Below are 22,310 nucleotides of genomic sequence, written 5' to 3'. Positions count from 1 at the left end.
CGACGACTCACCCGACACCCACGACCGGAGGACCCCATGGACACCCCTGAGCCCGGCAGCGCCCGCATCGGACTGACCGGCCTGGCCACGATGGGCCGCAACCTGGCCCGCAACATGGCCCGTCACGGCCACGCCGTCGCCGTGCACAACCGCACGACGGCCCGCACCGAGAGCCTGCTCGAGGAGCACGGCGACGAGGGCGCCGACGGCGGCCGGCTGATCGGCACCGAGAGCCTCGAGCAGCTCGTCGCCACCGTCGAGCGCCCGCGCGCCATCGTGGTCATGGTCAAGGCCGGCGAGCCCACCGACGCCGTCATCGACGAGCTGGTACCGCTGCTGGAGGAGGGCGACGTGGTCGTCGACGCCGGCAACGCGCACCCCGACGACACCCGCCGCCGCGAGGAGGCGCTGCGCGAGCACGGCCTGCACTTCGTGGGCATGGGCGTCTCCGGCGGCGAGGTGGGCGCGCTCGAGGGGCCCTCGATCATGGTCGGCGGCTCCGAGCACGCCTGGGAGCAGCTGCGCCCCGTCGTCACCTCGATCGCCGCCGTCGTCGACGGCACTCCCTGCTGCGCGCACGTGGGCACCGACGCCGCCGGCCACTTCGTCAAGATGGTGCACAACGGCATCGAGTACGCCGACATGCAGCTGATCGCGGAGAGCTACGACCTGCTGCGCAGCGTCGCCGGCCTCGAGCCCGCCGACATCGCGGGCGTCTTCGAGGAGTGGAACGGCGGCGACCTCGAGTCCTTCCTGATCGAGATGACCGCCGACGTGCTGCGCCACACCGACGCCGAGACGGGCAAGCCCTTCGTCGACGTCGTCGAGGACGCCGCGGAGCAGAAGGGCACCGGCCGCTGGACGGTGCAGTCGGCGCTCGACCTCGGCGTGCCGGTGACCGGCATCGCCGAGGCGACCTTCGCGCGCTCGCTCTCGGGCCACACCGATCAGCGCAAGGCCGCACGCAAGACGTTCTCGACCTCGCCGGAGGAGCAGCGGGTCGAGGTCGACCGAGAGGCCTTCACCGACCAGGTGCGCGCCGCGCTCTACGCCTCCAAGGTCGTGGCCTACGCCCAGGGGTTCGACCAGCTGGCTGCCGGCGCGGACCAGAACGGCTGGGAGACCGACCTGGGCGAGGTCGCGACCATCTGGCGCGGCGGCTGCATCATCCGCGCCCAGTTCCTCGACCGGATCCGCGAGGCGTTCTCCGACGAGCCCGACCTGACGACGCTGCTCACCACGCCCTACTTCGCCGAGGCGGTCGCCGAGGGCGTCGACGCCTGGCGCGAGGTCGTGGCGACGGCGGCGCACGCCGGCGTCCCGGTGCCGGCGTTCGGCTCCTCGCTCTCCTACTTCGACGGGCTGCGCCGCGAGCGGCTGCCCGCAGCGCTGGTGCAGGGCCTGCGCGACAACTTCGGCGCCCACACCTACCGCCGTGTCGACCGCGAGGGCACCTTCCACACCAGCTGGGCCGGTGACCTCGCCGAGCAGGAGATGGACTGATTCGTCCCCCACCCGGACACGGCGACGGCCGGCCACCCCGCGAGGGGTGACCGGCCGTCGCCGTCGTCAGGCGGTGCTCAGGGGCTCAGCCGCGCCGTCCGAGGAGCCAGCGCAGGACCACCAGCACCAGGGCGGCTCCGGCCGCCTGCTTCCAGTAGGTCTTGAGCAGGATCGGGACGACGGCCGCGCCCAGGTCGAGCGCGTCGTCGCCGCCGGCGGAGGCGGGCGCGGGAGCCACCGGTCGGATCGGTGTGGCCGCCGGGGCCGGGGCCGCCGGCACCGGGGGCTCCTCGCCTCCCGTCGTCGCCTCGCTCGTGGCGGCCTGGCTGGCCGCCCGGGCGATGGGCGTGTCCTCCTCGTCGCCCGCCGGCACGGGACCGGCGGCGGCCACCTCGGCCTCGGGGTCGGTCACGGGCTCCGGGTCGGCGGTCAGCCGCTTCTCGAGGCACGCCACGAACTGGCCCAGCAGCTTGTCGGAGACGTCCTGCATGACACCGCGACCGAACTGCGCCGGCTTGCCGGTGATGGCCAGGTCGGTCACCACCTCGACGTCGGTGCCGCCGTCGCTGGTGCTGTCCATCGTGAGCGTGACCTTGGCACCCGCCGTGCCGTTGCCGCGCTTGTCCTTGCCCTTGGCGTCGACGAGGAACCGGTGAGCCGACTCGTCCTTCTCCACGAAGGTGCCGGACCCGTTGTAGACCAGCGCGATCGGACCCAGCTTCACCTTGACCGACCCCGAGAAGGTGTCGCCCTCGACCCCGGAGACCGTGGCCCCCGGGAAGCACTCGGCGACCGAGGCGATGTCGTTGAAGTGGGCCCACGTGGTCTCCACCGGGGTGGGGACGGTGAACCGGTGGGTGAGGTCCAAGTCAGGCACCCGCCGCCGTGAGCACCGCACGCCGCGTGAGCACCTGCGCCAGGTGGCGCCGGTAGTCGGCGTCGCCGTTGAGGTCCGAGGGCGGGTTGGTGCCCTCGGTGGCCTTGGCCGCCGCCGCGGCGACCGCCTCCTCGGTGGCGGCGACGCCCACGAGCGCCTCCTCGACGGCGTGCGCCCGCAGCGGGGTGTTGCCCATGTTGGTCAGGCCCACGCGCGCCTCGGCGATGGTGCCGCCCTCGACGCGCACCGCCGCCGCGACCGCGACGATCGGCCACTGGTGGGCGACGCGCACGAACTTCTCGTAGTGCGCGCCCCAGCCGGTGTGCTTGGGCACCCTCACCTCGGTGAGGATCTCGTCCTCGCCGAGGGCGGTCTCGAAGAGGTCGACGAAGAACTCCGCGGCCGGCACCGTGCGGGTGCCGCCAGCGCCGGCGATCACGAACTCCGCGCCCAGCGCGAGCGCCGGGGCACCGAGGTCGCCGGCCGGGTCGGCGTGCGCGAGCGCGCCGCCGAAGGTGCCGCGGTGCCGGATCTGGGCGTCGGCCAGGTGCTCGACGGCCTTGCCGATGAGCGCCGCGTGCTCGGCCACCAGCGGGTCCGAGCCCACCACCGCGTGCGGGGTCATGGCGCCGATGACGATGGCGTCACCGTCGTCGCGCACGCCGCGCAGCGTGGGGATGCGACCGAGGTCGACGATCACCTCCGGCGCGTTGAGCCGCATGCGCAGCACCGGCAGGAGGCTCTGGCCGCCCGCGATGATCTTGGCGTCGTCGCCGTGCTGGGCCAGGGCCGCCAGGGCGTCCTCGACCGAGGTGGGGGCGACGTAGTCGAACGCTGCGGGGATCATGCGCCCGCTCCTTCCGTGGAGTCCTTGCCGGGTTGGTCGGTGTCGAAGTGCGGCATCGCCGCACCCGTGGTCATGTCGTCGCCGCGGCCGGCGCCGTTGATGGCCTTCCAGACCTTCTCGGGCGTGCAGGGCATCGTGATGTCCTTGACGCCGAGGTGGCGCACCGCGTCGAGCACCGCGTTGACCACGGCCGGTGTCGAGGCGATGGTGCCCGCCTCGCCGACGCCCTTGGTGCCCAGCGTGTTGGTGAGCGAGGGCGTGGTGGTGTGGTCGACGTCGAAGCTGATCGTGTCGGCCGCGGTGGGCAGCAGGTAGTCGACGAACGAGCCCGAGACGAGCGTCCCGGCGTCGTCGTAGACGGCCTCCTCCCACAGCGCCTGCGCGATGCCCTGCACCAGGCCGCCGTGCACCTGGCCCGAGACGATCAGCGGATTGATCACGTTGCCGATGTCGTCGCAGCAGGCGTACTTGCGCATCTTCAGGGCGCCGGTCTCGGTGTCGACCTCCATCGCGCACAGGTGAGTGCCGTGCGGGTAGTTGAAGTTGATGGGGTCGTAGGTGGCGTCGGAGTCCAGCGAGGGCTCCATGCCGTCGGGCAGGTTGTGCGCGGCGAACACGGCGGCGGCGATCTCCTGGATCGCCAGGCCCTGGTCGGTGCCGCGGACGCCGAAGCGACCGGCGGAGAACTCGATGTCGTCCACCGAGGCCTCGAGCAGGTGGGCCGCGACCGGCTTGGCCTTCTCGATGACCTTCTCGGTGGCCTTGACCAGCGCCTCGCCGCCGACGACGAGCGAGCGCGAGCCGTAGGTGTCCAGGCCCTTGGCGCTCACCTGGGTATCGCCGTGCAGCACCTCGACGTCCTCGAACGGCACGCCCAGCTGGTCGGCGACGATCTGGCTGAACGCCGTCTCGTGGCCCTGGCCGTGGGCGCTGGCTCCGGTGACGATCTCGACCTTGCCGGTGGCCAGCATGCGCACGCTCGCGTGCTCCCAGCCGCCGGCGCCGTAGTCGAGCTGGCCCAGCACCCGGCTGGGCGCGAGGCCGCACATCTCGGTGAAGGTCGAGACGCCGATGCCGAGCTGCACCCGGTCACCGGACTCGCGGCGGCGCTTCTGCTCCGCGCGCAGCTCGTCGTAGCCGAGCATCTCCATGGCCCGGTCGGTGGCGGCCTCGTAGTTGCCGGAGTCGTACTCCAGGCCGGCCACCGTGGTGAACGGGAACTCCTCGTGGGTGATCCAGTTCTTGCGGCGCAGCTCGAGCGGGTCGACCCCCAGCTCGGCGGCCAGCTCGTCCATCATCCGCTCGATGCCGAAGGTGGCCTCGGGCCGGCCGGCGCCGCGGTAGGCGTCGGTCCAGGTCTTGTTGGTCAGGACGGTCTGGCAGGCGAAGTGGTAGGCGGGGAACTTGTAGATGGCGTTGAACATGAACGCCCCGAGCACCGGGACGCCGCCGCCGACGATCGCCACGTAGGCACCCAGGTCGGCGAGCAGCTCGACCTTGAGACCGGTCACGGTGCCGTCGGCCTCCGCGGCCAGCGTCAGCTTCTGCCACTGGTCGCGGCCGTGGTGGCCCGAGACGAGGCTCTCGCTGCGGGTCTCGGTGTACTTCACGGGCTTGCCCGTGCGGATGCCGACCGCCCAGGCGATCCACTCCTCCGGGGTGGCCTGCAGCTTGCCGCCGAAGCCGCCGCCGACGTCGGGGGCGATGACGCGGATCTTGCTCTCGGGCACGCCCGTGGTGGCGGCGAGCGCGAAGCGCAGGATGTGCGGGATCTGGGTGGCCGACCACATCGTGTACTGCTCGCCGGTGGGGTCGACGACGACCGAGCGCGGCTCCATGAAGGCGGGGATCAGGCGCTGCTGGCGGAACTCGCGCTCCACCACCACGCCGCCGTTCTCACGGGCCTTGGTGATGGCCTCCTCGACGTCGCTGCCGGTGCCGGCCTCCGCGGAGTCGAAGACCCACAGGGCGGACTTGTTGGTGCCGTGCTCGGGGTGGGCGAGCACCTCGTCGGCCGCGGCGGCCTTGAGGTCCAGCGCGGCGGGCAGCTCCTCGTACTCGACGTCGACCAGCTCGGCGGCGTCACGCGCCTCGGCCTGGCTGCGCGCGATGACGACGGCGACGATCTCGCCGGCGAACGCCACGCGGTCGCTGGGCATCGGCGAGTGGACGGGGGTGACCTGCTCGGGGGTGATCGGCCAGGCGTTGATGCAGACACCCAGCTCCTCGCCGAAGTCGGCGCCGGTGAGCACGTCGACGACGTTCGCCGACTCCTTCGCGGCCGAGACGTCGATGCTGGTGATCTTCGCGTGGGCGAAGGGGCTGCGCACCATGGCCAGGTGCAGCATGCCGGGCAGCACGATGTTGTCGGTCCAGCGCGTGCGGCCGGTGATGAGGCGCTGGTCCTCCTTGCGGCGCCGGTCGCGGCCGATCTCCTTGGCCGGGCCGGTGGTCTCGGGTGCGTCCTGGACGGCGGTCATCTCAGGCTCCCGTCGTGGTCGAGGTGGCGCCGGCAGCGTGCTGCACGGCCTTGACGATGTTGTGGTAGCCGGTGCAGCGGCACAGGTTGCCCTCCAGGCCGAGACGGATCTCCTCCTCGGTGGGGCTGGGGTTCTCCTCCAGCAGGGCGATGCTCTGCATGATCATCCCGGGGGTGCAGTAGCCGCACTGCAGGCCGTGGCACTCGCGGAACGCCTCCTGCACGGGGTGCAGCTGGCCGTTGGTGGCCAGGCCCTCGATGGTCGTCACCTCGCTGCCCTCGGCCTGGACGGCCAGGACGTTGCAGGACTTCACGCTGGTGCCGTCGAGGTGCACCGTGCAGGCCCCGCAGTTGCTGGTGTCGCAACCGACGACGGTCCCGGTCTTGCCGAGCTTCTCGCGCAGGTACTGCACCAGCAGCATCCGCGGCTCGACGTCGTCGGAGACCTTCGACCCGTCGACGGTGAGGTTGATCTTCGTCATGAACTCTCCCTTGAGCGTGCGTGCGGCGTGACCTGCCTCACGCTAGGCGCCCACGGTTGGACCTAGGTAGGTCGCGCGGAGGGTCCATCCACCGGCTCCCGACGCACCACCGGCGGGCGACGGACCGAGTCGTCGCCCGCCGGTGGACGGGTGCTGCGTGGGTGCGGAGAAGGCTCGTCTCAGCCGACGACCTTGTCGCAGCCGGTGGGCTGGCTGGTGCCCTGGCGCTTGACGCTGGAGATGTCGTCCTCCGACGGGGTGCTGTCACCCATGTTGGCGTCGTAGCCCCACGGACGCACGCAGAGCGTGTACCCCTTGTAGCTCTTGTCGTGGTACATCTTCCACCAGTACGGCGAGTTGTTCTTGTAGCTGGAGATGTCGTCGCCGAACGTGCTGTCGTACACCCCGCAGCTCAGGTCGCACGGGTCGTTGTGCCAGTTGCCGTCGTAGGACGTGCGGGTGTAGCAGGTGGGCGTGTAGTTGTCGCTGGCGCAGACCTTGAGGTGGGAGCTGGCGGCAACGGCCGCCCCGCCGGGCAGGGCGACGACGGCGGTGGCCGAGGTGGCCGCGGCGACGGACAGGGCGACGAGGGCGTTCTTGAGCTTCATCGGATGACTCCCGGGAGCGAGGAGTCCGCGACGGTCGCGGACTCTCCGGGTATGCCCCTGGGGGCACGGAGCCAAACCGTGTCAGCGCATCGCGGCGGCCAGCTTGCCCTTCAGCAGCGGCTTGGCGGGGTGGTGCCGGGTGCCGAGCGTGGCCAGGCACTTCTCGATGACGGCGGTGTCGTAGGGCGCGAGACCGACGTAGTGCAGCACCGCGTCGGGGTCGGGGTCGGCCAGCAGCGCCTCGCGGACCGCGACGGCCACGTACTCGGCCAGCTCGCCGAGCGCGGGCGAGTTGGTGCCGGGCAGCAGGTCGCCGCCGTAGGCGCGGACGGCGCGCGAGATCTGCCCGGCGCGCAGCAGCCGCAGCACGTCGTCGACGTCGGTCTCGGTGGGCATCAGCAGCTTGTAGGGGCGCGAGGAGAGCTGGCCACCGAGCGCGGAGCGCAGGTGGGAGACCTCGGCCTTGAGCGTGGAGAGCGTGACCGCCTGGTCGCCGTAGACCAGCGCGTGCAGCTGCTCGAGCGAGAGGCCCTCGGGGTGCAGCGCCAGGAGCGCCAGGATCTCGGTCTGCCGGCGGTTGAGCAGCAGCCGCTGGCCGTCCAGGCGCACGTCGACGGTGCCGAGCAGCCGCAGGACCAGCCCGGGCTCGCCGTCGTCGACCAGCGCGGAGGGGTGGTAGGTGGAGTGCGGCAGCGCGGACTCGATGAGCCGCGCCATCACCCGTGCCGTGGCCAGGCCGATGGGGTGGCTGCGGTCCCAGGTGGTGGAGAGGTCGATGACGCCGAGCTGCGCGCCGCTGGTGGGGTCGAAGACCGGCGCGGCCCAGCACACCCAGTTGTGCACGATCGGCGCGTAGTGCTCGGCGCTGAAGACCATCGCGGGCTGGGCGAGCCGGTTGGCGAGGTCGAGGGCGTTGGTGCCCACCGACTCGTCGTCCCAGCGGCTGCCGGCCACGAAGTTGACCGACTCGGCCTTGCGCCGCATCACCCGACCTCCGTAGGTCCACAGCACCCGTGTCTGCGCGTCGGTGACGGCCAGCACGAGGTCGCCGTCCTCGGCGGTGCGCCGCAGCTCGGCCTCCACGGACGCGACGGCGGCCTGCAGCGGGGAGTCCTTCCAGATCGCGAGCGTCTCGGACTCGTCGACCAGCGGCGCCTGCTCCAGGCCGGTGTCGACGACGCCCTCCGAGCGCGTCCAGCTGCGCATGATCTCGGGCCGCACCAGCGACTCGGCCCGGTCGCCGTGCTCCACGAAGGCGCTCCAGGCGCGCAGCGTCTCGAGCTTGCGTTCGTGCAGGTCGGGGTTCCCCATCACCGGCTCCCGTCGGCGTCGATCCGCGCTGGTTCGATGGCGCCCAACCTAGCACCCGGTGGGTGACCGCGGTCACAGCGACCGAGGCGGATCCCGGCCCGGGCCGCGACGGCGTCAGGCACGGCGCAGCTGGCGGCGCAGGAACCGCACCGTCTGCTCCATCGACTGCTCCCAGGCGGCGTAGAAGGTGTGCCCCTCCCCCTCCCACCACTGCGTGCGGGCCGGCACACCGGCCCGGTCGAGCAGCCGCTGGGTGGCGCGCGCCCACCGTGGCGGGCAGGTCTCGTCGACCGTGCCGTGGTGCAGCAGCACCGGCTCGGTGATCCGGTCGAAGTAGCTGCGTGCGGAGAGGTCGCGGTAGGCACGCGGGTCGCGCTCGGGGGTGCCGAGCCGCTCGTAGATGCCGGTCAACGCCTCGGGGCGGTTGGGCTCGGTGAACCAGCGCAGGTTCTCCAGGTAGTCCGAGCTCACCGAGGCGTAGACGACCGCCGCCTCCACCAGCCCGGGGTGCGCCACCAGCGCGTTGAGGGTGACCCCGCCACCCATCGAGCGCCCCAGCATGGCCATCCGGTCGGCGTCCACGTACGGCTCGCGCTCCAGCGCCCGGACGGCGCCCGCGGCGTCGCGGGTGTAGCCCAGGCGGGTCTCGCGGTCGAAGGGCCCGACGGGCGGGTCGGAGGAGGCGTGGCCCCGGTAGTCGGTGTGCAGGACCGCGAACCCCGCCCGGGCCAGGTAGTCCTGCTCGCGCGCCAGACCCTGCCCGGGCTCGTAGACCGACGGCTCGATGTAGCCGTGGTTGAGCACGATGCCGGGGAACGGTCCGCGTCCGCGGGGGCGCAGCAGCACCCCGCTCACGTCCACGGCGTCCGGGCCGCTGCCGGAGCGATAGACCACGCGGCTGCGGGTGTAGGCCTCGTTCGAGAGCTCCACGGCGGTCTCGCGCAGGCGCCCGGCGCGCACCGGCTCGCGCATCAGCGCCGGCAGGCTCAGCCGGTCGCGGACCGGTGGCAGCTGCTCGACCGGGTCGGGTTCGGCATCGGGCTGCGGCTCGGCGTCGGGTGCCGCGCTCGGCTCCGGCGTCACGGTCGCCGTGGGCGTCGACGTCGGATCGGCGGCCGGGGAGGAGTCCTCGTCGTCGCTGCCCGAACAGGCGCCCAGCACCAGCGTCACGGCCAGCGCTGCGACTGCGAGGCCGTGGACACGTCGTGGCAGTCGCATGCCCCGAGCCTACGGACCGCTCAGCCGTGGATGCGCCCGTCGAGCCGGCCCAGCCGCTCGCCCGACCCGCCCCAGCGACCGGCGATCACCTCGGCGGCGATGCTGATGGCGGTCTCCTCGGGGGTGCGGGCGCCGAGGTCGAGCCCGATCGGGCTGGAGAGCCGGCCCAGCTCCTCGGCGGTCAGGCCGATCTCCTGCAGCCGCTCCAGCCGGTCCTCGTGGGTGCGACGCGAGCCCATGGCACCCACGTAGGCCACCTCGGGCAGCCGCAGCGCCACCTCGAGCAGCGGCACGTCGAACTTGGGGTCGTGGGTGAGCACGGTGATCACGGTGCGCTGGTCGATCCGGCCGGCCTCCTGCTCGGCAGCGAGGTAGCGGTGCGGCCAGTCGACGACCACCCGGTCGGCCGCCGGGAAGCGGCTGGCGGTGGCGAAGACCGGGCGCGCGTCGCACACGGTCACGTCGTAGCCCAGGAAGCCGCCGACCTTGGCCACGGCCGCGGCGAAGTCGATCGCGCCGAAGACGAGCAGGCGCGGCTGGGGCGCGAAGGCCCAGACGAAGACCCGCATGCCCTCGCCGCGGCGCTCGCCGTCGGGGCCGTAGGTGAGCGTGGCGTCGGTGCCCGAGGCCAGCAGCCCCAGGACGTCGTCGTGCACGGCCGCGTCGGCGCGCTCCGAGCCCAGCGAGCCCTCCTGCGGGGGGCCGTCGGCGTCGTCGGGACGCACCAGCAACCGGCGCCCGACGCGACTCGGGTCGGGGTGCTCGATCACGGTGGCGAGCGCGACCGGCCGGCCCGCGCGCACGTCGGCGGCGAGCTCGCCGAGCTGCGGGAACGTCTGCTGGCTCACCTGCTCGACGAAGACGTCGAGGATGCCGCCGCAGGTGAGCCCGACGGCGAACGCGTCGTCGTCGGAGACCCCGTAGCGCTGCAGCACCGGGGCGCCGTCGCCCACCACCTCGGTGGCGAGGTCGTACACGGCTCCCTCCACGCAGCCGCCCGAGACCGACCCGACCGCGGAGCCGTCGGGCCCCACCAGCATCGAGGCGCCCGGCGGGCGCGGTGCGGATCGGAAGGTCGCCACCACGGTGCCCACGCCGATGGTCTCGCCGGCGTCCCACCACGTCATCAGCTCGTCCAGCACCTCACGCACGGGCCACCACCTCGATCAGCTCCTCGAACGTGGCCAGCGAGTGGCCGGCCACGAAGTCGTGGCAGTGCGGGAGCGCCGCCAGGACGCCCTGCTGCACCGCCTCGTACCCCACCTTGCCGCGGTGCGGGTTGACCCACACCACCCGGTGCGCCACCCGACTCAACCGCTTCATCTGCTCGCCGAGCAGCGCGGCGTCGCCGCGCTCCCACCCGTCGCTGAACACCACGACGACGGCGCCGCGCGCCATGCCGCGCCGCCCCCACCGCTCCAGGAACACCCGCAGCGTCTCGCCCAGCCGGGTGCCCCCCGACCAGTCGGGCACGGTCTCGCCGGCTGCCACCAGCGCACGCTCGGCGTCGCGGTTGCGCAGCGCCCGGGTCAGGTGGGTCAGGCGCGTGCCGACGGTGAACACCTCGACGCTCCCGCGCGGCGAGGCGACGGTGATCCGGTGCGCCAACCGCAGCAGCGCGTCGGCGTAGCCGCTCATCGAGCCGGAGACGTCGAGCAGCAGCACCACCTTGCGCGGCCGGGTGCCGCGGCGTCGCCACTGGATCGCAGCCGGCTCGCCCATGTGGCGCAGGCTCGCGCGCAGGGTGCGGGCGGCGTCGACGTCACCTCGGTGCCAGCGCTGGTGGCGCATCGTGCGGCGCAGCGGCGGACGGGGTCGCAGCGAGGCCATCATCGCGGCCAGCCGCTGGCGCTCGTTGGCACTCAGCGAGGCGACGTCGCGCTGGCGCAGCACCTCGGCCTCGCTGGCGCGGGCGCGGACGACGTCGTCGTCCTGCTGCTCCTCGCCCTCTCCCCCGCCGCTGTCGTCGAGCGGGAGGGTGGCGACGGTGGGGGTGGGCGGCGCGCCGGGGCGCGAGCGGGGCAGGCCGTCGCGGTGGTCGAACCAGGCGTGGAACACCTGGTCGTAACGGGCGAGGTCGTCGGGCGAGGCGCACAGCGTGGCGCGACCGGCCACGTAGGTGGCCCGCTGGTCGGCGAGCCCGACGGCAGCCACCGCAGCCAGGTAGGTCTGCGCGCGGTCCTGGGTCACCGCGACGCCGGCAGCGCGCAGAGCCCGGGTGAAGCCGAGCAGCACCTCCTCGACGTCGTGGCGGTGCCGCCCGTCGCGCGGGTCGCCGGACCGGGTACTGCTCATGCCCGCAGCATCTGGTCGAGCGCGTGCTGCACCTTGTCGGCGTCCTCGCGGTACTTCACCAGCGCGCCGAGGGTGCGCGCCGAGGAGGCGAGGTCGAGGTCGGTGGTGCCGAGGTAGTCCAGGGCGCGCGCCCAGTCGAGGGTCTCGGCGACGCCCGGCGGCTTCTCCAGGTCGGCGCCGAGGCGCAGCTTCTGCACCACCTCGACGACCTGCCGGGCCAGCTGCTCGCTCACCTGCGGCGCCCGGGAGCGCACGATCTGCACCTCACGCTCCAGGCCCGGGTGGTCGATCCAGTGGTAGAGGCAGCGGCGCTTGAGCGCGTCGTGCAGCTCGCGGGTGCGGTTGGAGGTCAGCACCACCAGCGGCGGCGTCGCAGCACGGATCGTGCCGTACTCGGGGATCGAGACCTGGTAGGTGCTCAGCACCTCCAGCAGGAACGCCTCGAACTCGTCGTCGGCGCGGTCCACCTCGTCGACCAGCAGCACCGCGGGGCTGCGCTGCAGGGCGTCCAGCACCGGGCGCGCCAGCAGGAACCGCTCGTCGTAGAGGCTCTTCTCGGCCTCCTCGACGCCGGCTCCCCCCACTCCCCCGGCCGCCTCGAGCGCACGCAGGTGCAGGATCTGGCGCGGGAAGTCCCAGTCGTAGAGCGCCTGCGTGGCGTCGATCCCCTCGTAGCACTGCAGACGCACCAGCGGCAGCTCCAGGCTCTCGGCCAGCGCCTCGGCCAGCGCGGTCTTGCCGGTGCCGGGCTCGCCCTCGAGCAGCAGCGGTCGCTGCATCCGCAGCGCCAGGTAGGCCACGGTGGCGAGGTCCTCGTCCACCAGGTAGCCGGTCGCGGCCAGCCCCGCCGTCAGGGTGGGCAGGTCGGGGGTGGGCGGCTGCATGTGACCGAGGCTACTGAGCACGGTGTTGGCACCGGGTTGGTCCCGGCGCCTGGCTTGGTCGCGGCGGGAGGATGGGCAGGTGAGCGAGCCCGAGCCCCGCACCTGCGCCTCCTGCGGCCGGCGCATCGAGTGGCGCCGCAAGTGGGCCGACGTCTGGGACGAGGTGCGCTGGTGCAGCGACGCCTGCCGCAAGCGCAAGGTCAAGCCGGTCGATCGCGACCTGGAGGCCGCCGTCCTGCGCCTGCTCGAGGGTCGCGCCCGCTCCGCCACCATCTGCCCCTCCGAGGCCGCTCGCGCCGTCGGCGGTGACGACGAGGACGACTGGCGCCCCCTCATGGAGCCCGCCCGCTCCGCCGCCCGCCGCCTGGTGGCCGCCGGCGAGGTCGAGATCGTGCAGAAGGGCCAGGTGGTCGACCCCTCGACCGCGAAGGGGCCCATCCGCGTCCGGCGCGCCTGACGGACCCACGTCGGTCACCGCGGTCGAGGTGCGAGGCCCGCCACGGCCGAGCCTCGAGACCTCAGCACCCGTGCTGCTGTCGGTGACCGGGGGATGGCGGGAGGGGCTCGGCTGTCAGGGATCCCGGTGCGCGCGTCAGTAGAAGACGGGGTCGTCGGGTGGTTCGGGCTCGCACTCCGCAGGTGGTGGGGGCTTGGGCCACTGTGGCTCGTGGGTGCCGAGGTAGTCGCGGACGATGGTCATCCCGGTCTGGAACTCCCACTCGTAGGCACCCGGCCCGATGCGCCGGTAGGTGACGGCGCCGTGGGTCTTGAACCTGTGGTGCCGACGGCACAGCGGCGCGAGGTTGCAGGTGCAGGTCGCGCCGCCCTGCTCGAACGGCTTGAGGTGGTCGCAGTCGCAGCGGTCGGCCGGCCGGTTGCAGTGCGGGTACACACACCTCGGGTCGGTCCACCTCGACCGCCGCTTCATGCGCTTCGGGACCTCGTACTGCTCCACGTGGACCGCACCGTTGAGGTCGATCACGGGACGGATGGTGATCCTGGCGGCAGTGCCGCACCACTGGCGGATGACGTCGGCGCTGACCGGGCTCTGGGTGCCCTCCAGGCGACCCACCGTGTACCCGGCGGCGGTCAGGGCCTCCTCGGAGAGGTGCACGACCAGCTCGACCGCGCGACCTGTCTTCGCCTCGGTGACCTCGCCGGTCTCGAAGTCGAGGGCCGGCCGGTTCCTCGCCAACTCCCCCACGGCGGCGGCGCGGCGGACGTCCAGCGAGTCCTCGCACCCCGCCTTGCCGAGCGCCCTCGCCGTGTTCCCGATCGCAGCCTCGAGATCGGCAGCATCAGCCGCGTCCAGGCAACCGGCGACCTCGACGGTGCCGGCCAGCGACTCCAGGGTGCCGGCGGTGTCGGGGGTGCGGCGGGACTCGCCGATGTCGAAGAACCTGCGCTCGCGCTTCTTCTGGGCGGCTTCGGCTGCAGCAGCCGGGTCGAACCGGGCCTGGGTCTCGGCGACCAGGCGCTCCATCGCGCGCTTGCCGACCTTCCCGGCGACCACCTCGACCTGCCGGTCCACGTGCTCGGCCGCCTCAGCGGGGAGGGGCTGGGTGAGGTCGGCGAGGTCGAACGCCTTCCACACCGGCACCTGCAGCTCCTCCACGCGCCGGTAGAGACGGGGCAGGCGGTACTTCAGCTCCAGGACCCGCCCGACCAGGGTGAAGCCGGCGTCCGTGCCCATGCCCAGGGTGGAGGCGAGCTCCATGGCCGCGAACTCACTGATCACGGGGGCACCGGGGCCGGCGACGGAGAGCCAGCGGTCGCAGAACCCCTGGTCCCCCAGCTGGTCACCGAGTGCAGCCTCGAGCTCCTCGACGTCCTCGTCGGACATGACGGCGTCGGGGTCGGGCTCACCTTCCAGGTGGTCGGCGTCGAGGCGGTTGACCTTCGCCCACTCCACGATCATCCGCAGCTTCGCGACCTCGGCGCTCATCAGCTGGGTCTGCGCGGACCGCACCATGTGCAGCGCGTGCTCGCGCTCAGCACGCTCGCGCTCCTCGCGCGCGAGGACCTCGGCGAGGTCGGGAGCGGTGGTGGTCATGGGTCTACTCAAGCAGGGACCACCGACACTCATGGCCTGGTTTCGAGGGTTGTCCACCCGTCGGCGAGGAACAAGCTGGTAACAGTTTTCCTGTTCCTCAGGTGGGGTGGTTGCGGTCGGCGGATTGGTGGGGGGTCTCGGATCGAGCACGCCGGGTGTCTCGCAAGCTCGCCACCCGACTACTCGACCACCGGAGGACGCGTGCCTGCGGTGACCGACCGCGGCGCCCTCGCCGTCGTCGCTGTCGATCCGCACCACCGCCAGCCCGTCACCCGCGATACCGGCCCCAGGGGCCGACGGTCGGTGTGCCGGCTTGCTGGCGAGGTCACACCAGCGCCTCCGCCACCTCCAGGAACGGGGCAGCGACCCGCGGAGCGCCGAGGTCGAGGAGGAACAGGCCGGTGGTGACCCGCTCGAGGTGGGCCCAGGCCCAGGTGCGGTCGGGATCGACGTCGGAGGCCTCGGCGGCCAGCGAGCACCAGGAGCGCAGTCGGGCTGCGGCGTCGGGGCCGCGCAGGTGGGAGCTCCAGTCGCGCAGGGCGGCGCCGACGTCGTAGGCGGGGTCGGCGCGGAAGCCGTCGGGGTCGACGAGCACCCACCCGTCCGGCGCCCCGATCCGCGGCGAGAGCACCCGCAGCAGGTTGCCGGGGTGGGGATCGCCGTGCACGGTCACCGTCTCCCCCGCCCACCCGGCCAACCGCTCGGCGTGCGCGAGCACCACCCGCCGCAGCGACGACGACAGCGGGTGCCCGTGCCGGGCATCGAGCCGCTCCACCATCTCGGCCAGCTGGACGGCCTTGTCGTCCACCTCCACCGCGACCACCGATCCGACACCGGCCCAGGCCACACGGAGCGTGGTCACCAGCCGCAGGACGCGTTCCTCCGGAGCCGCCGAGGACCGCTCGAGCGAGTCGCCGAGCCGTTCGAGCAGCAGCGCGCGGTGCTCAGGAGCGGTGTCGTGCAGCAGCACGTACCCGCGGCCGGCCGCGGCGCTCAGCACCGGGGCGGGATCGGTGAGCTCGGGGTCGGGCAGCTCGACCTTGACCACCCGCTGCTCCCCCGCCGACGTCCGGGCCCCGACGACGTAGGCGGAGCTGCCGCCGGGCAGCGGCCGCTCCCACGTGAGCGACCACCGCTCCGCCAGCTCGACGAGCACCGCGGGCAGGTCGGCGGCCCACGCCGCACCCGCCTCGCCCAGTCGTGCCACCCGTGCCCGCACCAGCGGCTGCAGTCGCAGCGGCGCCCCGCTCACGGCGCGACGTCACCCGGGGGTCGGTCGACGTCGTGCCCGGTGGCCAGGTCGCCGCACTCCACCACCCGGGCGCCGTGCGCGACCAGGTAGGCACGGGCTCCCTCGTCGCCCTCGAGCCCGGCCAGCACGCCGCTCCAGTGGTCGCGCCCGAGCAGCACCGGGTGTCCAGGGCGACCACCGTAGGCCGCCCGCGCCAGGGACGACGGCCCCGCGCCGGCGACCAGTCGTGCCACCACCTCCGGGCCGACGTCGGGCAGGTCCACCAGGTGCACGAGTGCCGCACCGGCCGTCTCGTCATCCGCCAGCGAGCGCAGTCCGGCGGCCAACGACGCCGCCATGCCGTCCGCCCAGTCGTGCGCCTCGACCACCTCGACGTCGCCACCCTCGAGGCCGTCCAGCAGCGGCAACGCCTCGGATACGGCAGCACCCAGCACCACGCGCACCCGTGGGCAACCGCCGGCGCGCAGCACCTGCACCGACCGTGGGAGCCACGGTCCGCCGTCATCGCTCACGAGCGCCTTGGGGCGTCCCATCCGCGAGCCCGCACCGGCAGCCAGCAGCAGACCGACGACGGGCGACCCACCGAGAGCGGTGCTCACCCCGGGAAGGCCTCGAGGTAGAGCTGCTCGAGGTCGGGAGTCCAGGCTCCGGTGTAGCCGCACACGGCCACCTCGCCGCCCGTGGCGGCCACCAGGTAGCGCTCCCCCTCCTGGAAGTCGACGGCGAGCAGCAGCTGCTGCAGCACCTCGGGGGGCGCCTGCACCTCCACCTGGGTGGTGGGCTCGCCGGCGAAGAACATGCTCGGCGTCAGGGTCACCAGGCCGTCCTGCACCTCGCTCACGACGGCGTCGAAGGCCAGCGTCTGCCGCGAGAGCACCTCGGCAGCCGGCACCGCGCACCGCGCGCTCCCGACCCCGGCGGGCACCCCCAGCACCGTCGCTCGACCCGTCGGGGTCCCGGTCCCCTCGGGCTCACTGCCTCCCGGCACCGGGGACTGCACGTCGGTCGAGGGGTCGCTGGTAGGCGCTGCCGCGGGGGTCGAGCCGCCGTCGCGGTCCAGCAGCACGACGGCACCGACGCCGGCGATGAGCACCAGGGCCGCCGCCGCGACCAGCCACGTGAGCCGGCTGCGGTCGTGGACGCCGGTCTGCCGGGTCTCGGGCAGGTCGGCGAGCTGGTCCTCCCGGGCCTGCGCCAGCAGCCGGGCCACGGTCAGCTCGGGCGTCGGCTCCAGGCCTGCCGCGGGGTCGAGGCGGCGCAGCCGCTCGCGCAGGAGGGCGGCCTCCTCCGCGGAGAGCTCGGGCTGCTGGTCGGACGGGTCCTCGGACACGGGGTGCTCCTCGGTGGGTGGTGGGTGCTGCTCACCCGTCCATGTCCGGCAGGGTCACCGCCCTTACAGCCCGGGGGTCTCGACCTCTCCGGGGACGCGCTCGAGCTGCGCACGCAGCCGCGCCCTGGCGCGGTGCAGGCGCACGGAGACGGCGTTGGCGGTGATCTCGAGGACCTCGGCGATCTCGCGGGGCTCCAGCTGCTCCCACGCCCACAGGCGCAGCAGCTCGGCGTCCTGCTCGGGCAGCGCCGCGAGCGCGGTGGCCAGCTCGTCGTCGACACCGAGCACCACCTCGGGCCCCTCCTCCACCTGCGGCTGCTCCATCGACGCGGCCCGCGCGGCCAGGCGCGCCTGGCGCCGCTCACCACGCAGCGCGTTGGCGAGGCAGTTGCGCGCCACCGCGTAGGCCCACGGCAGCGGCTGCTCCGGCACGTCGTCGAGGCGCCGCCAGAGCACGAGGAGCGTCTCGGCCAGCGCGTCCTCGGCGGTGGCGGGGTCGGCACGACGCGCGAGGAAGCGTCGCAGCGGCTCGATCAGCTCGCGGGCGAGGGCGTCGAAGCGCTGGTCGGGGGCCACGCCTCCACACTCTCATCCCCCCGGTCCGGTCCCGGCCCGGACCCGGGGCCGCCACCGGTGCGGCGGCGGTTTCAGGGCACCGGGAGGTGGATAGGCTCCCCGGGTCCTGCTCTGCTCCCGGCCGACGACGGAGGTCCGCCCCATGGCCCGCTTCCCCGTGCCCGGCGAGGAGTTCGGCGACTACCAGGTGGTGCGGCAGCTCGGCCGCGGCGGCATGGGCGTGGTCTTCGCCGCCACCGACCGGGCCCTGGGCCGCACGGTGGCCCTCAAGGTGCTGCCGCCCGAGCTGGCGGGGCAGCCCGACTACCGCGAGCGGTTCGGCCGCGAGGCCGGCATCCTGGCCAGCCTCGACTCCCCGCACATCATCACGATCTTCGCCCACGGCGAGCACGACGGCTGCCTGTTCATCGCCACGCAGTACGTGGCCGGCGGCGACCTGGCCGACGCCATCAAGGCCCACGGTCCGGTGCCCCTGCGGGTCGCGGCGCGGATCGGGGCGCAGCTGGCCTCTGCCCTCGGCGACGCCCACCGCGCCGGCGTCGTGCACCGCGACATCAAGCCGCACAACGTGCTGCTGCGCCAGGTCTCCGACGACCCCTTCGCCTACCTCTGCGACTTCGGCATCGCGCAGAACGCCGAGCCCGGCCTCACCCAGGCCGGTCAGGTGGCCGGCACCTTCGCCTACCTGGCCCCCGAGCGCTGCGAGGGCCAGCCCGCCACGCCTGCCGCCGACGTTTACGCCCTGGGCTGCGTGCTGTGGACGGCGATCGCCGGCCGTGCCCCCTACGGGGGCACCGACATCCAAGTGGGCAACGCCCACCTCAGCGCCCCCGTCCCGCAGGTGGTGCCCGACTCGGCCGCGGCCACCGCCCTCAACCAGGTGCTGCAGCGCAGCATGGCCAAGAATCCCGCCGACCGCTTCCCCGACGCGCACGCCATGCGCACCGCGCTGACCCGCGTCGCGGAGCTGGCCGGCCAGCCCGGCACCCCCGCCGTCCGCCCGGTGCCCTCCTCCGACGCACCCCGTGCACCGTTCGGTGCCCTCTCCCAGCCCTCGCGACCCTCGCAGCCGAGCACGGCCGGCTACCAGCCCAGCCAGCCCTCGTTCCCCTCGAGCGCCGGCGCTCCGGTGCTGCCCCCGACGCCCTACCGGCCCGGTCCCCCGCCACCCCCGCCGCGCCGCTCGCGCACTGGCCTCCTGGTGGCCGGCGCGGTGGCCGCCGTCGTGCTGGTGGCCGGCGGCATCACGGCACTGGCCCTCAGCGGCGACGACGACGAGCGCGATCGCGCCGACGACCCCGAGACCAGCGACACCAGCGACCCGACCGACGAGCCCACCGAGGACCCGACGGCCGAGGAGCCCACGAGCCCGCCGGCCCCGACCCCTCCGCCCAGCCCGACGGCGCCGAGCACCCCGGCCGAGCCGCGCACCCGCGAGCCACGCCCCACCTACCCCGACGTGCCGGCAGCCTCGGGCATCGAGCTCTCCGTGGGCGCGGCCACCGTGCGTGCCCCGTCCGGCTGGGGCCAGATCACCCAGACCGACCTCGGCCCGCAGACCGTGGGCGCCCGCAACTACTCCGACTTCGAGGGCTACGCCTCCTCGGTGTACCTGCGCCGCACCAAGCCCCCGATCCCGCTCTCCGGTGCCACCGAGCTGCTGGAGTCGGTGGCCGAGAGCAGCATCGAGCAGTCCTCCGAGGGCGACTCGCAGGTCACCCTGCTCGGCACCACCACCATGCCCCGCGCCTGGCTCGACGGCGAGCAGGCGGTGCGGGTGCGGGCCAACTACCGCAACAACACCGACGGGCTCGACCTGGTGCAGGAGTCGTGGTTCGTGGCGCGCGGGCCCTACCTGTGGCGGATCACCTTCGAGAACAGCCTGGTCGACACCCGGGCCGAGCGTCGAGCGATCATCGACCCGATGGTCGTCGCCTGGCGCTGGCGCTGAACCACCCCTCCTCGCACCCGCTTCCAGCAGGAACGCCGAACGGCCCCGGTCCAGCAGGACCGGGGCCGTTCGGGTGGTGCAGGTGCTACGGGGTGAGGCAGGGAGCAGGACTCAGAAGTCCATGCCGCCCATGCCGCCCATGTCGCCACCGCCCGGCATGGCCGGGGCCTTCTCGGGCTTGTCGGCCACGACGGCCTCGGTGGTGAGGAAGAGCGCCGCGATGGAGGCGGCGTTCTGCAGGGCGCTGCGGGTCACCTTGGCGGGGTCGATGATGCCCTCGGCGATCATGTCGACGTACTCGCCGGTGGCCGCGTTGAGACCGAAGCCGGGCTCCAGGTTGGCGACCTTCTCGGCGATGACGCCGCCCTCGAGACCGGCGTTGACCGCGATCTGCTTGAGCGGGGCCGAGGTGGCCACGCGGACGATGTTGGCACCGGTGGCCTCGTCGCCCACCAGGTCCAGCTTCTCGAACGCGGTGGAGGCCGCCTGCACCAGGGCGACGCCGCCGCCGGCGACGATGCCCTCCTCGACGGCCGCCTTGGCGTTGCGCACGGCGTCCTCGATGCGGTGCTTGCGCTCCTTGAGCTCGACCTCGGTGGCCGCGCCGACCTTGATGACGGCCACGCCGCCGGCCAGCTTGGCGAGGCGCTCCTGGAGCTTCTCGCGGTCGTAGTCGGAGTCGGACTTCTCGATCTCGGCGCGGATCTGGTTGACCCGGCCCTCGATCTGGCCCTGGTCGCCGGCACCCTCGACGATGGTGGTCTCGTCCTTGGTGATGACGACCTTGCGGGCCTGGCCGAGCAGCTCCAGGCCGGCGGTCTCGAGCTTGAGGCCGACCTCCTCGGAGATGACCTGGCCGCCGGTGAGGATCGCGATGTCCTGCAGCATGGCCTTGCGGCGGTCACCGAAGCCGGGGGCCTTGACGGCCACGGACTTGAAGGTGCCCTTGATCTTGTTGACCACCAGGGTCGAGAGGGCCTCGCCGTCGACGTCCTCGGCGATGATCACCAGCGGCTTGCCGCTCTGGATGACCTTCTCGAGCAGCGGCAGCAGGTCCTTGACCGAGGAGATCTTGGAGTTGGCGATGAGGACGTAGGGGTCCTCGACGACGGTCTCCATGCGCTCGGGGTCGGTGACGAAGTAGGCCGAGATGTAGCCCTTGTCGAACCGCATGCCCTCGGTGAGCTCGAGGTCGAGGCCGAAGGTGTTCGACTCCTCGACGGTGATGACGCCTTCCTTGCCGACCTTGTCCATCGCCTCGGCGATGATCTCGCCGACGGTCGGGTCGGCCGCGGAGATGCTCGCGGTGGAGGCGATCTGCTCCTTGGTCTCGACGTCCTTGGCCATCGCGAGCAGCTGCTCGGAGACGGCCTCGACGGCCGCCTCGATGCCGCGCTTGAGGCCCATCGGGTTGGCACCGGCGGCCACGTTGCGCAGGCCCTCGCGGACCATCGCCTGGGCGAGCACGGTGGCGGTGGTGGTGCCGTCACCGGCGACGTCGTCGGTCTTCTTGGCGACCTCCTTGACGAGCTCGGCACCGATCTTCTCGTAGGGGTCCTCGAGCTCGATCTCCTTGGCGATGCTCACACCGTCGTTGGTGATCGTGGGGGCACCCCACTTCTTCTCGAGCACGACGTTGCGGCCCTTGGGGCCGAGAGTGACCTTCACGGCGTCGGCGAGCGTGTTCATGCCACGCTCCAGGCCGCGCCGGGCCTCCTCGTTGAACGCAATCAGCTTCGGCATAACTCCAGCGATTCCTTCGCATTGGCAGAGTTGTGGAGGGCCTGGTTCGTCGCCCGCGACGGACGATCAGGCCGAACCGGCGGACCCTTCCCGCCGTCGCTGCTGACCTCGACTCCCCGGACCCGGGGTGGGTGGCACTCTCACAGGGAGAGTGCCAATGTCATGTTTAGCACTCTCACCCTGCGAGTGCAAAGGGGGGTCAGGGCCCGGCCACCGCCGACATCGCCCTCCCGCACACCTGCGCGGCCGCCTGCTGGAGCCCCGGTGTCGCCTCGGTCTGGCCGGGCGGGGCAGCGGCGATGCACCGCAGGTACTGCTCACCCAGGGGCGCGACCAGCACCACCGCCGCCGGGATCGGCACCCCCGCGCTCTCGGGCTCGCAGGCCACCACCACGATGCCCTCGAGGAAGCGCGAGCCCGTGACCGGCACCTGCGCACACACGCTCAGCGGCACCCCACGGCCGGCGGCCACCTCGTCGTAGTTGCGCCGGCCCTCGACCGCGTCGGTGTAGCGGGTCAGCTCCACCGACCCCCGCGGGCCCTGCTGGTAGCAGGTGGGCGCAGCCGCCTCGACGTCGACGCCCCCGGGGAAGGGGTCACCCGCGGCGAGGTCGAGTGCCTCGCCCCCGCCGGTGAACCCGTCGAACCGCAGACCCGCGCACAGCGGCGCCGCCACAGGCTCCGACGTCTCCGAGGCCGTCTCCGATCCCCTCTCGGGCCCCGGCTCCGGGGCGGGCGTCTCGGAGGCCGCCCCCGCCGAGGACTCCTCGGGCCCGGCGCCCGTCCCGGGGTCCTCGGAGCCTCCGCAGCCGGTCATCAGCAGGAGCGTCACGAGGAGCACGGCGAGGGGTCGCATGCTCCGATGGTGCCCGGGACCGGTCTCCCCACACCTGCCCACACC

20 protein-coding genes are annotated in these 22,310 nt (G+C 73.2%); 3 read left to right on the top strand and 17 right to left on the bottom strand.

All coding sequences use genetic code 11. The features are described 5' to 3' along the window. The first annotated feature begins 36 nt into the window (after positions 1 to 36). Positions 37 to 1,503, top strand: coding sequence for an NADP-dependent phosphogluconate dehydrogenase (gene gndA, locus ABD948_RS04350; RefSeq protein ID WP_345263013.1), 1,467 nt, complete (start codon positions 37 to 39; stop codon positions 1,501 to 1,503). Positions 1,504 to 1,588: 85 nt separating this feature from the next. On the opposite strand, the gene ABD948_RS04345 is transcribed toward gndA, so the two are convergent. The 10 genes from ABD948_RS04345 to ABD948_RS04300 all read right to left on the bottom strand — a co-directional run bounded on the left by ABD948_RS04345 (position 1,589) and on the right by ABD948_RS04300 (position 12,504). After that, positions 1,589 to 2,380 (bottom strand): SRPBCC family protein, encoded by a 792-nt coding sequence (locus ABD948_RS04345; RefSeq protein ID WP_345263010.1) that lies wholly within the window; start codon positions 2,378 to 2,380, stop codon positions 1,589 to 1,591. Next, positions 2,373 to 3,227 (bottom strand): FAD binding domain-containing protein, encoded by an 855-nt coding sequence (locus ABD948_RS04340; RefSeq protein WP_345263008.1) that lies wholly within the window; start codon positions 3,225 to 3,227, stop codon positions 2,373 to 2,375. The genes ABD948_RS04345 and ABD948_RS04340 overlap by 8 nt, the downstream gene beginning before the upstream one ends. After that, a complete protein-coding gene (locus ABD948_RS04335) occupies positions 3,224 to 5,707 on the bottom strand; it encodes a xanthine dehydrogenase family protein molybdopterin-binding subunit (RefSeq protein WP_345263006.1) in 2,484 nt (827 codons plus the stop codon). The genes ABD948_RS04340 and ABD948_RS04335 overlap by 4 nt, the downstream gene beginning before the upstream one ends. Before the next feature lies 1 nt (position 5,708). Continuing rightward, positions 5,709 to 6,188 (bottom strand): (2Fe-2S)-binding protein, encoded by a 480-nt coding sequence (locus ABD948_RS04330; protein WP_345263004.1) that lies wholly within the window; start codon positions 6,186 to 6,188, stop codon positions 5,709 to 5,711. Positions 6,189 to 6,367: 179 nt separating this feature from the next. Next, complete coding sequence (locus ABD948_RS04325) at positions 6,368 to 6,796, bottom strand: hypothetical protein (protein ID WP_345263003.1); 429 nt, start codon at positions 6,794 to 6,796, stop codon at positions 6,368 to 6,370. A gap of 81 nt (positions 6,797 to 6,877) precedes the next feature. Further along, on the bottom strand, positions 6,878 to 8,107 hold the full coding sequence (locus tag ABD948_RS04320) for a transcriptional regulator (RefSeq protein ID WP_345263001.1): 1,230 nt from the start codon (positions 8,105 to 8,107) through the stop codon (positions 6,878 to 6,880). Between the two features lie 114 nt (positions 8,108 to 8,221). After that, on the bottom strand, positions 8,222 to 9,325 hold the full coding sequence (locus ABD948_RS04315; protein ID WP_345262999.1) for an alpha/beta hydrolase family protein: 1,104 nt from the start codon (positions 9,323 to 9,325) through the stop codon (positions 8,222 to 8,224). A 20-nt stretch (positions 9,326 to 9,345) separates the two neighbouring features. Next, positions 9,346 to 10,476 carry an XdhC family protein gene (locus ABD948_RS04310; RefSeq protein ID WP_345262997.1) on the bottom strand — a complete coding sequence of 377 codons (1,131 nt, stop codon included), beginning with the start codon at positions 10,474 to 10,476 and terminating at the stop codon, positions 9,346 to 9,348. Continuing rightward, on the bottom strand, positions 10,469 to 11,620 hold the full coding sequence (locus ABD948_RS04305; protein ID WP_345262995.1) for a vWA domain-containing protein: 1,152 nt from the start codon (positions 11,618 to 11,620) through the stop codon (positions 10,469 to 10,471). The genes ABD948_RS04310 and ABD948_RS04305 overlap by 8 nt, the downstream gene beginning before the upstream one ends. Continuing rightward, the gene (locus tag ABD948_RS04300; RefSeq protein WP_345262993.1) at positions 11,617 to 12,504 is read right to left on the bottom strand and encodes an AAA family ATPase; all 888 of its coding nucleotides are present in this window, start codon (positions 12,502 to 12,504) and stop codon (positions 11,617 to 11,619) included. Before ABD948_RS04300 ends, ABD948_RS04305 begins: the two co-directional genes overlap by 4 nt. 79 nt (positions 12,505 to 12,583) lie before the next feature. On the opposite strand from ABD948_RS04300, the gene ABD948_RS04295 reads away from it, so the two are divergent. Next, positions 12,584 to 12,961 carry a DUF3253 domain-containing protein gene (locus tag ABD948_RS04295; RefSeq protein ID WP_345262991.1) on the top strand — a complete coding sequence of 126 codons (378 nt, stop codon included), beginning with the start codon at positions 12,584 to 12,586 and terminating at the stop codon, positions 12,959 to 12,961. A 135-nt stretch (positions 12,962 to 13,096) separates the two neighbouring features. On the opposite strand, the gene ABD948_RS04290 is transcribed toward ABD948_RS04295, so the two are convergent. The 5 genes from ABD948_RS04290 to ABD948_RS04270 all read right to left on the bottom strand — a co-directional run bounded on the left by ABD948_RS04290 (position 13,097) and on the right by ABD948_RS04270 (position 17,715). Further along, complete coding sequence (locus ABD948_RS04290; protein WP_345262989.1) at positions 13,097 to 14,557, bottom strand: HNH endonuclease signature motif containing protein; 1,461 nt, start codon at positions 14,555 to 14,557, stop codon at positions 13,097 to 13,099. Positions 14,558 to 14,882: 325 nt separating this feature from the next. Then, positions 14,883 to 15,809 (bottom strand): aminoglycoside phosphotransferase family protein, encoded by a 927-nt coding sequence (locus ABD948_RS04285; protein WP_345262987.1) that lies wholly within the window; start codon positions 15,807 to 15,809, stop codon positions 14,883 to 14,885. Beyond that, complete coding sequence (locus tag ABD948_RS04280; protein WP_345262985.1) at positions 15,806 to 16,408, bottom strand: nucleotidyltransferase family protein; 603 nt, start codon at positions 16,406 to 16,408, stop codon at positions 15,806 to 15,808. The genes ABD948_RS04285 and ABD948_RS04280 overlap by 4 nt, the downstream gene beginning before the upstream one ends. Next, entirely contained in the window at positions 16,405 to 17,139 is a 735-nt protein-coding gene (locus ABD948_RS04275; RefSeq protein WP_345262983.1) for a hypothetical protein, read from the bottom strand. The genes ABD948_RS04280 and ABD948_RS04275 overlap by 4 nt, the downstream gene beginning before the upstream one ends. A gap of 63 nt (positions 17,140 to 17,202) precedes the next feature. Then, the gene (locus ABD948_RS04270) at positions 17,203 to 17,715 is read right to left on the bottom strand and encodes an RNA polymerase sigma factor (RefSeq protein ID WP_345262981.1); all 513 of its coding nucleotides are present in this window, start codon (positions 17,713 to 17,715) and stop codon (positions 17,203 to 17,205) included. Between the two features lie 142 nt (positions 17,716 to 17,857). Here ABD948_RS04270 and ABD948_RS04265 point away from each other — a divergent pair, with 142 nt between their 5' ends. After that, positions 17,858 to 19,666, top strand: a complete 1,809-nt coding sequence (locus ABD948_RS04265) for a serine/threonine-protein kinase (protein ID WP_345262979.1) — start codon at positions 17,858 to 17,860, stop codon at positions 19,664 to 19,666. A gap of 111 nt (positions 19,667 to 19,777) precedes the next feature. Here ABD948_RS04265 and groL read toward each other — a convergent pair whose 3' ends face one another. Next, complete coding sequence (groL, locus tag ABD948_RS04260) at positions 19,778 to 21,409, bottom strand: chaperonin GroEL (protein WP_345262977.1); 1,632 nt, start codon at positions 21,407 to 21,409, stop codon at positions 19,778 to 19,780. Positions 21,410 to 21,608: 199 nt separating this feature from the next. Next, positions 21,609 to 22,265: a hypothetical protein gene (locus tag ABD948_RS04255; RefSeq protein ID WP_345262975.1), complete on the bottom strand. Its 657-nt coding sequence runs from the start codon at positions 22,263 to 22,265 to the stop codon at positions 21,609 to 21,611. Positions 22,266 to 22,310: the final 45 nt, after the last annotated feature.

The organism is Nocardioides nanhaiensis, from assembly GCF_039542785.1.
GTDB lineage: Bacteria > Actinomycetota > Actinomycetes > Propionibacteriales > Nocardioidaceae > Nocardioides > Nocardioides nanhaiensis.
Note: the sequence above shows the minus strand (reverse complement) of the source record. Positions and strands in the feature narration are given on the sequence as shown.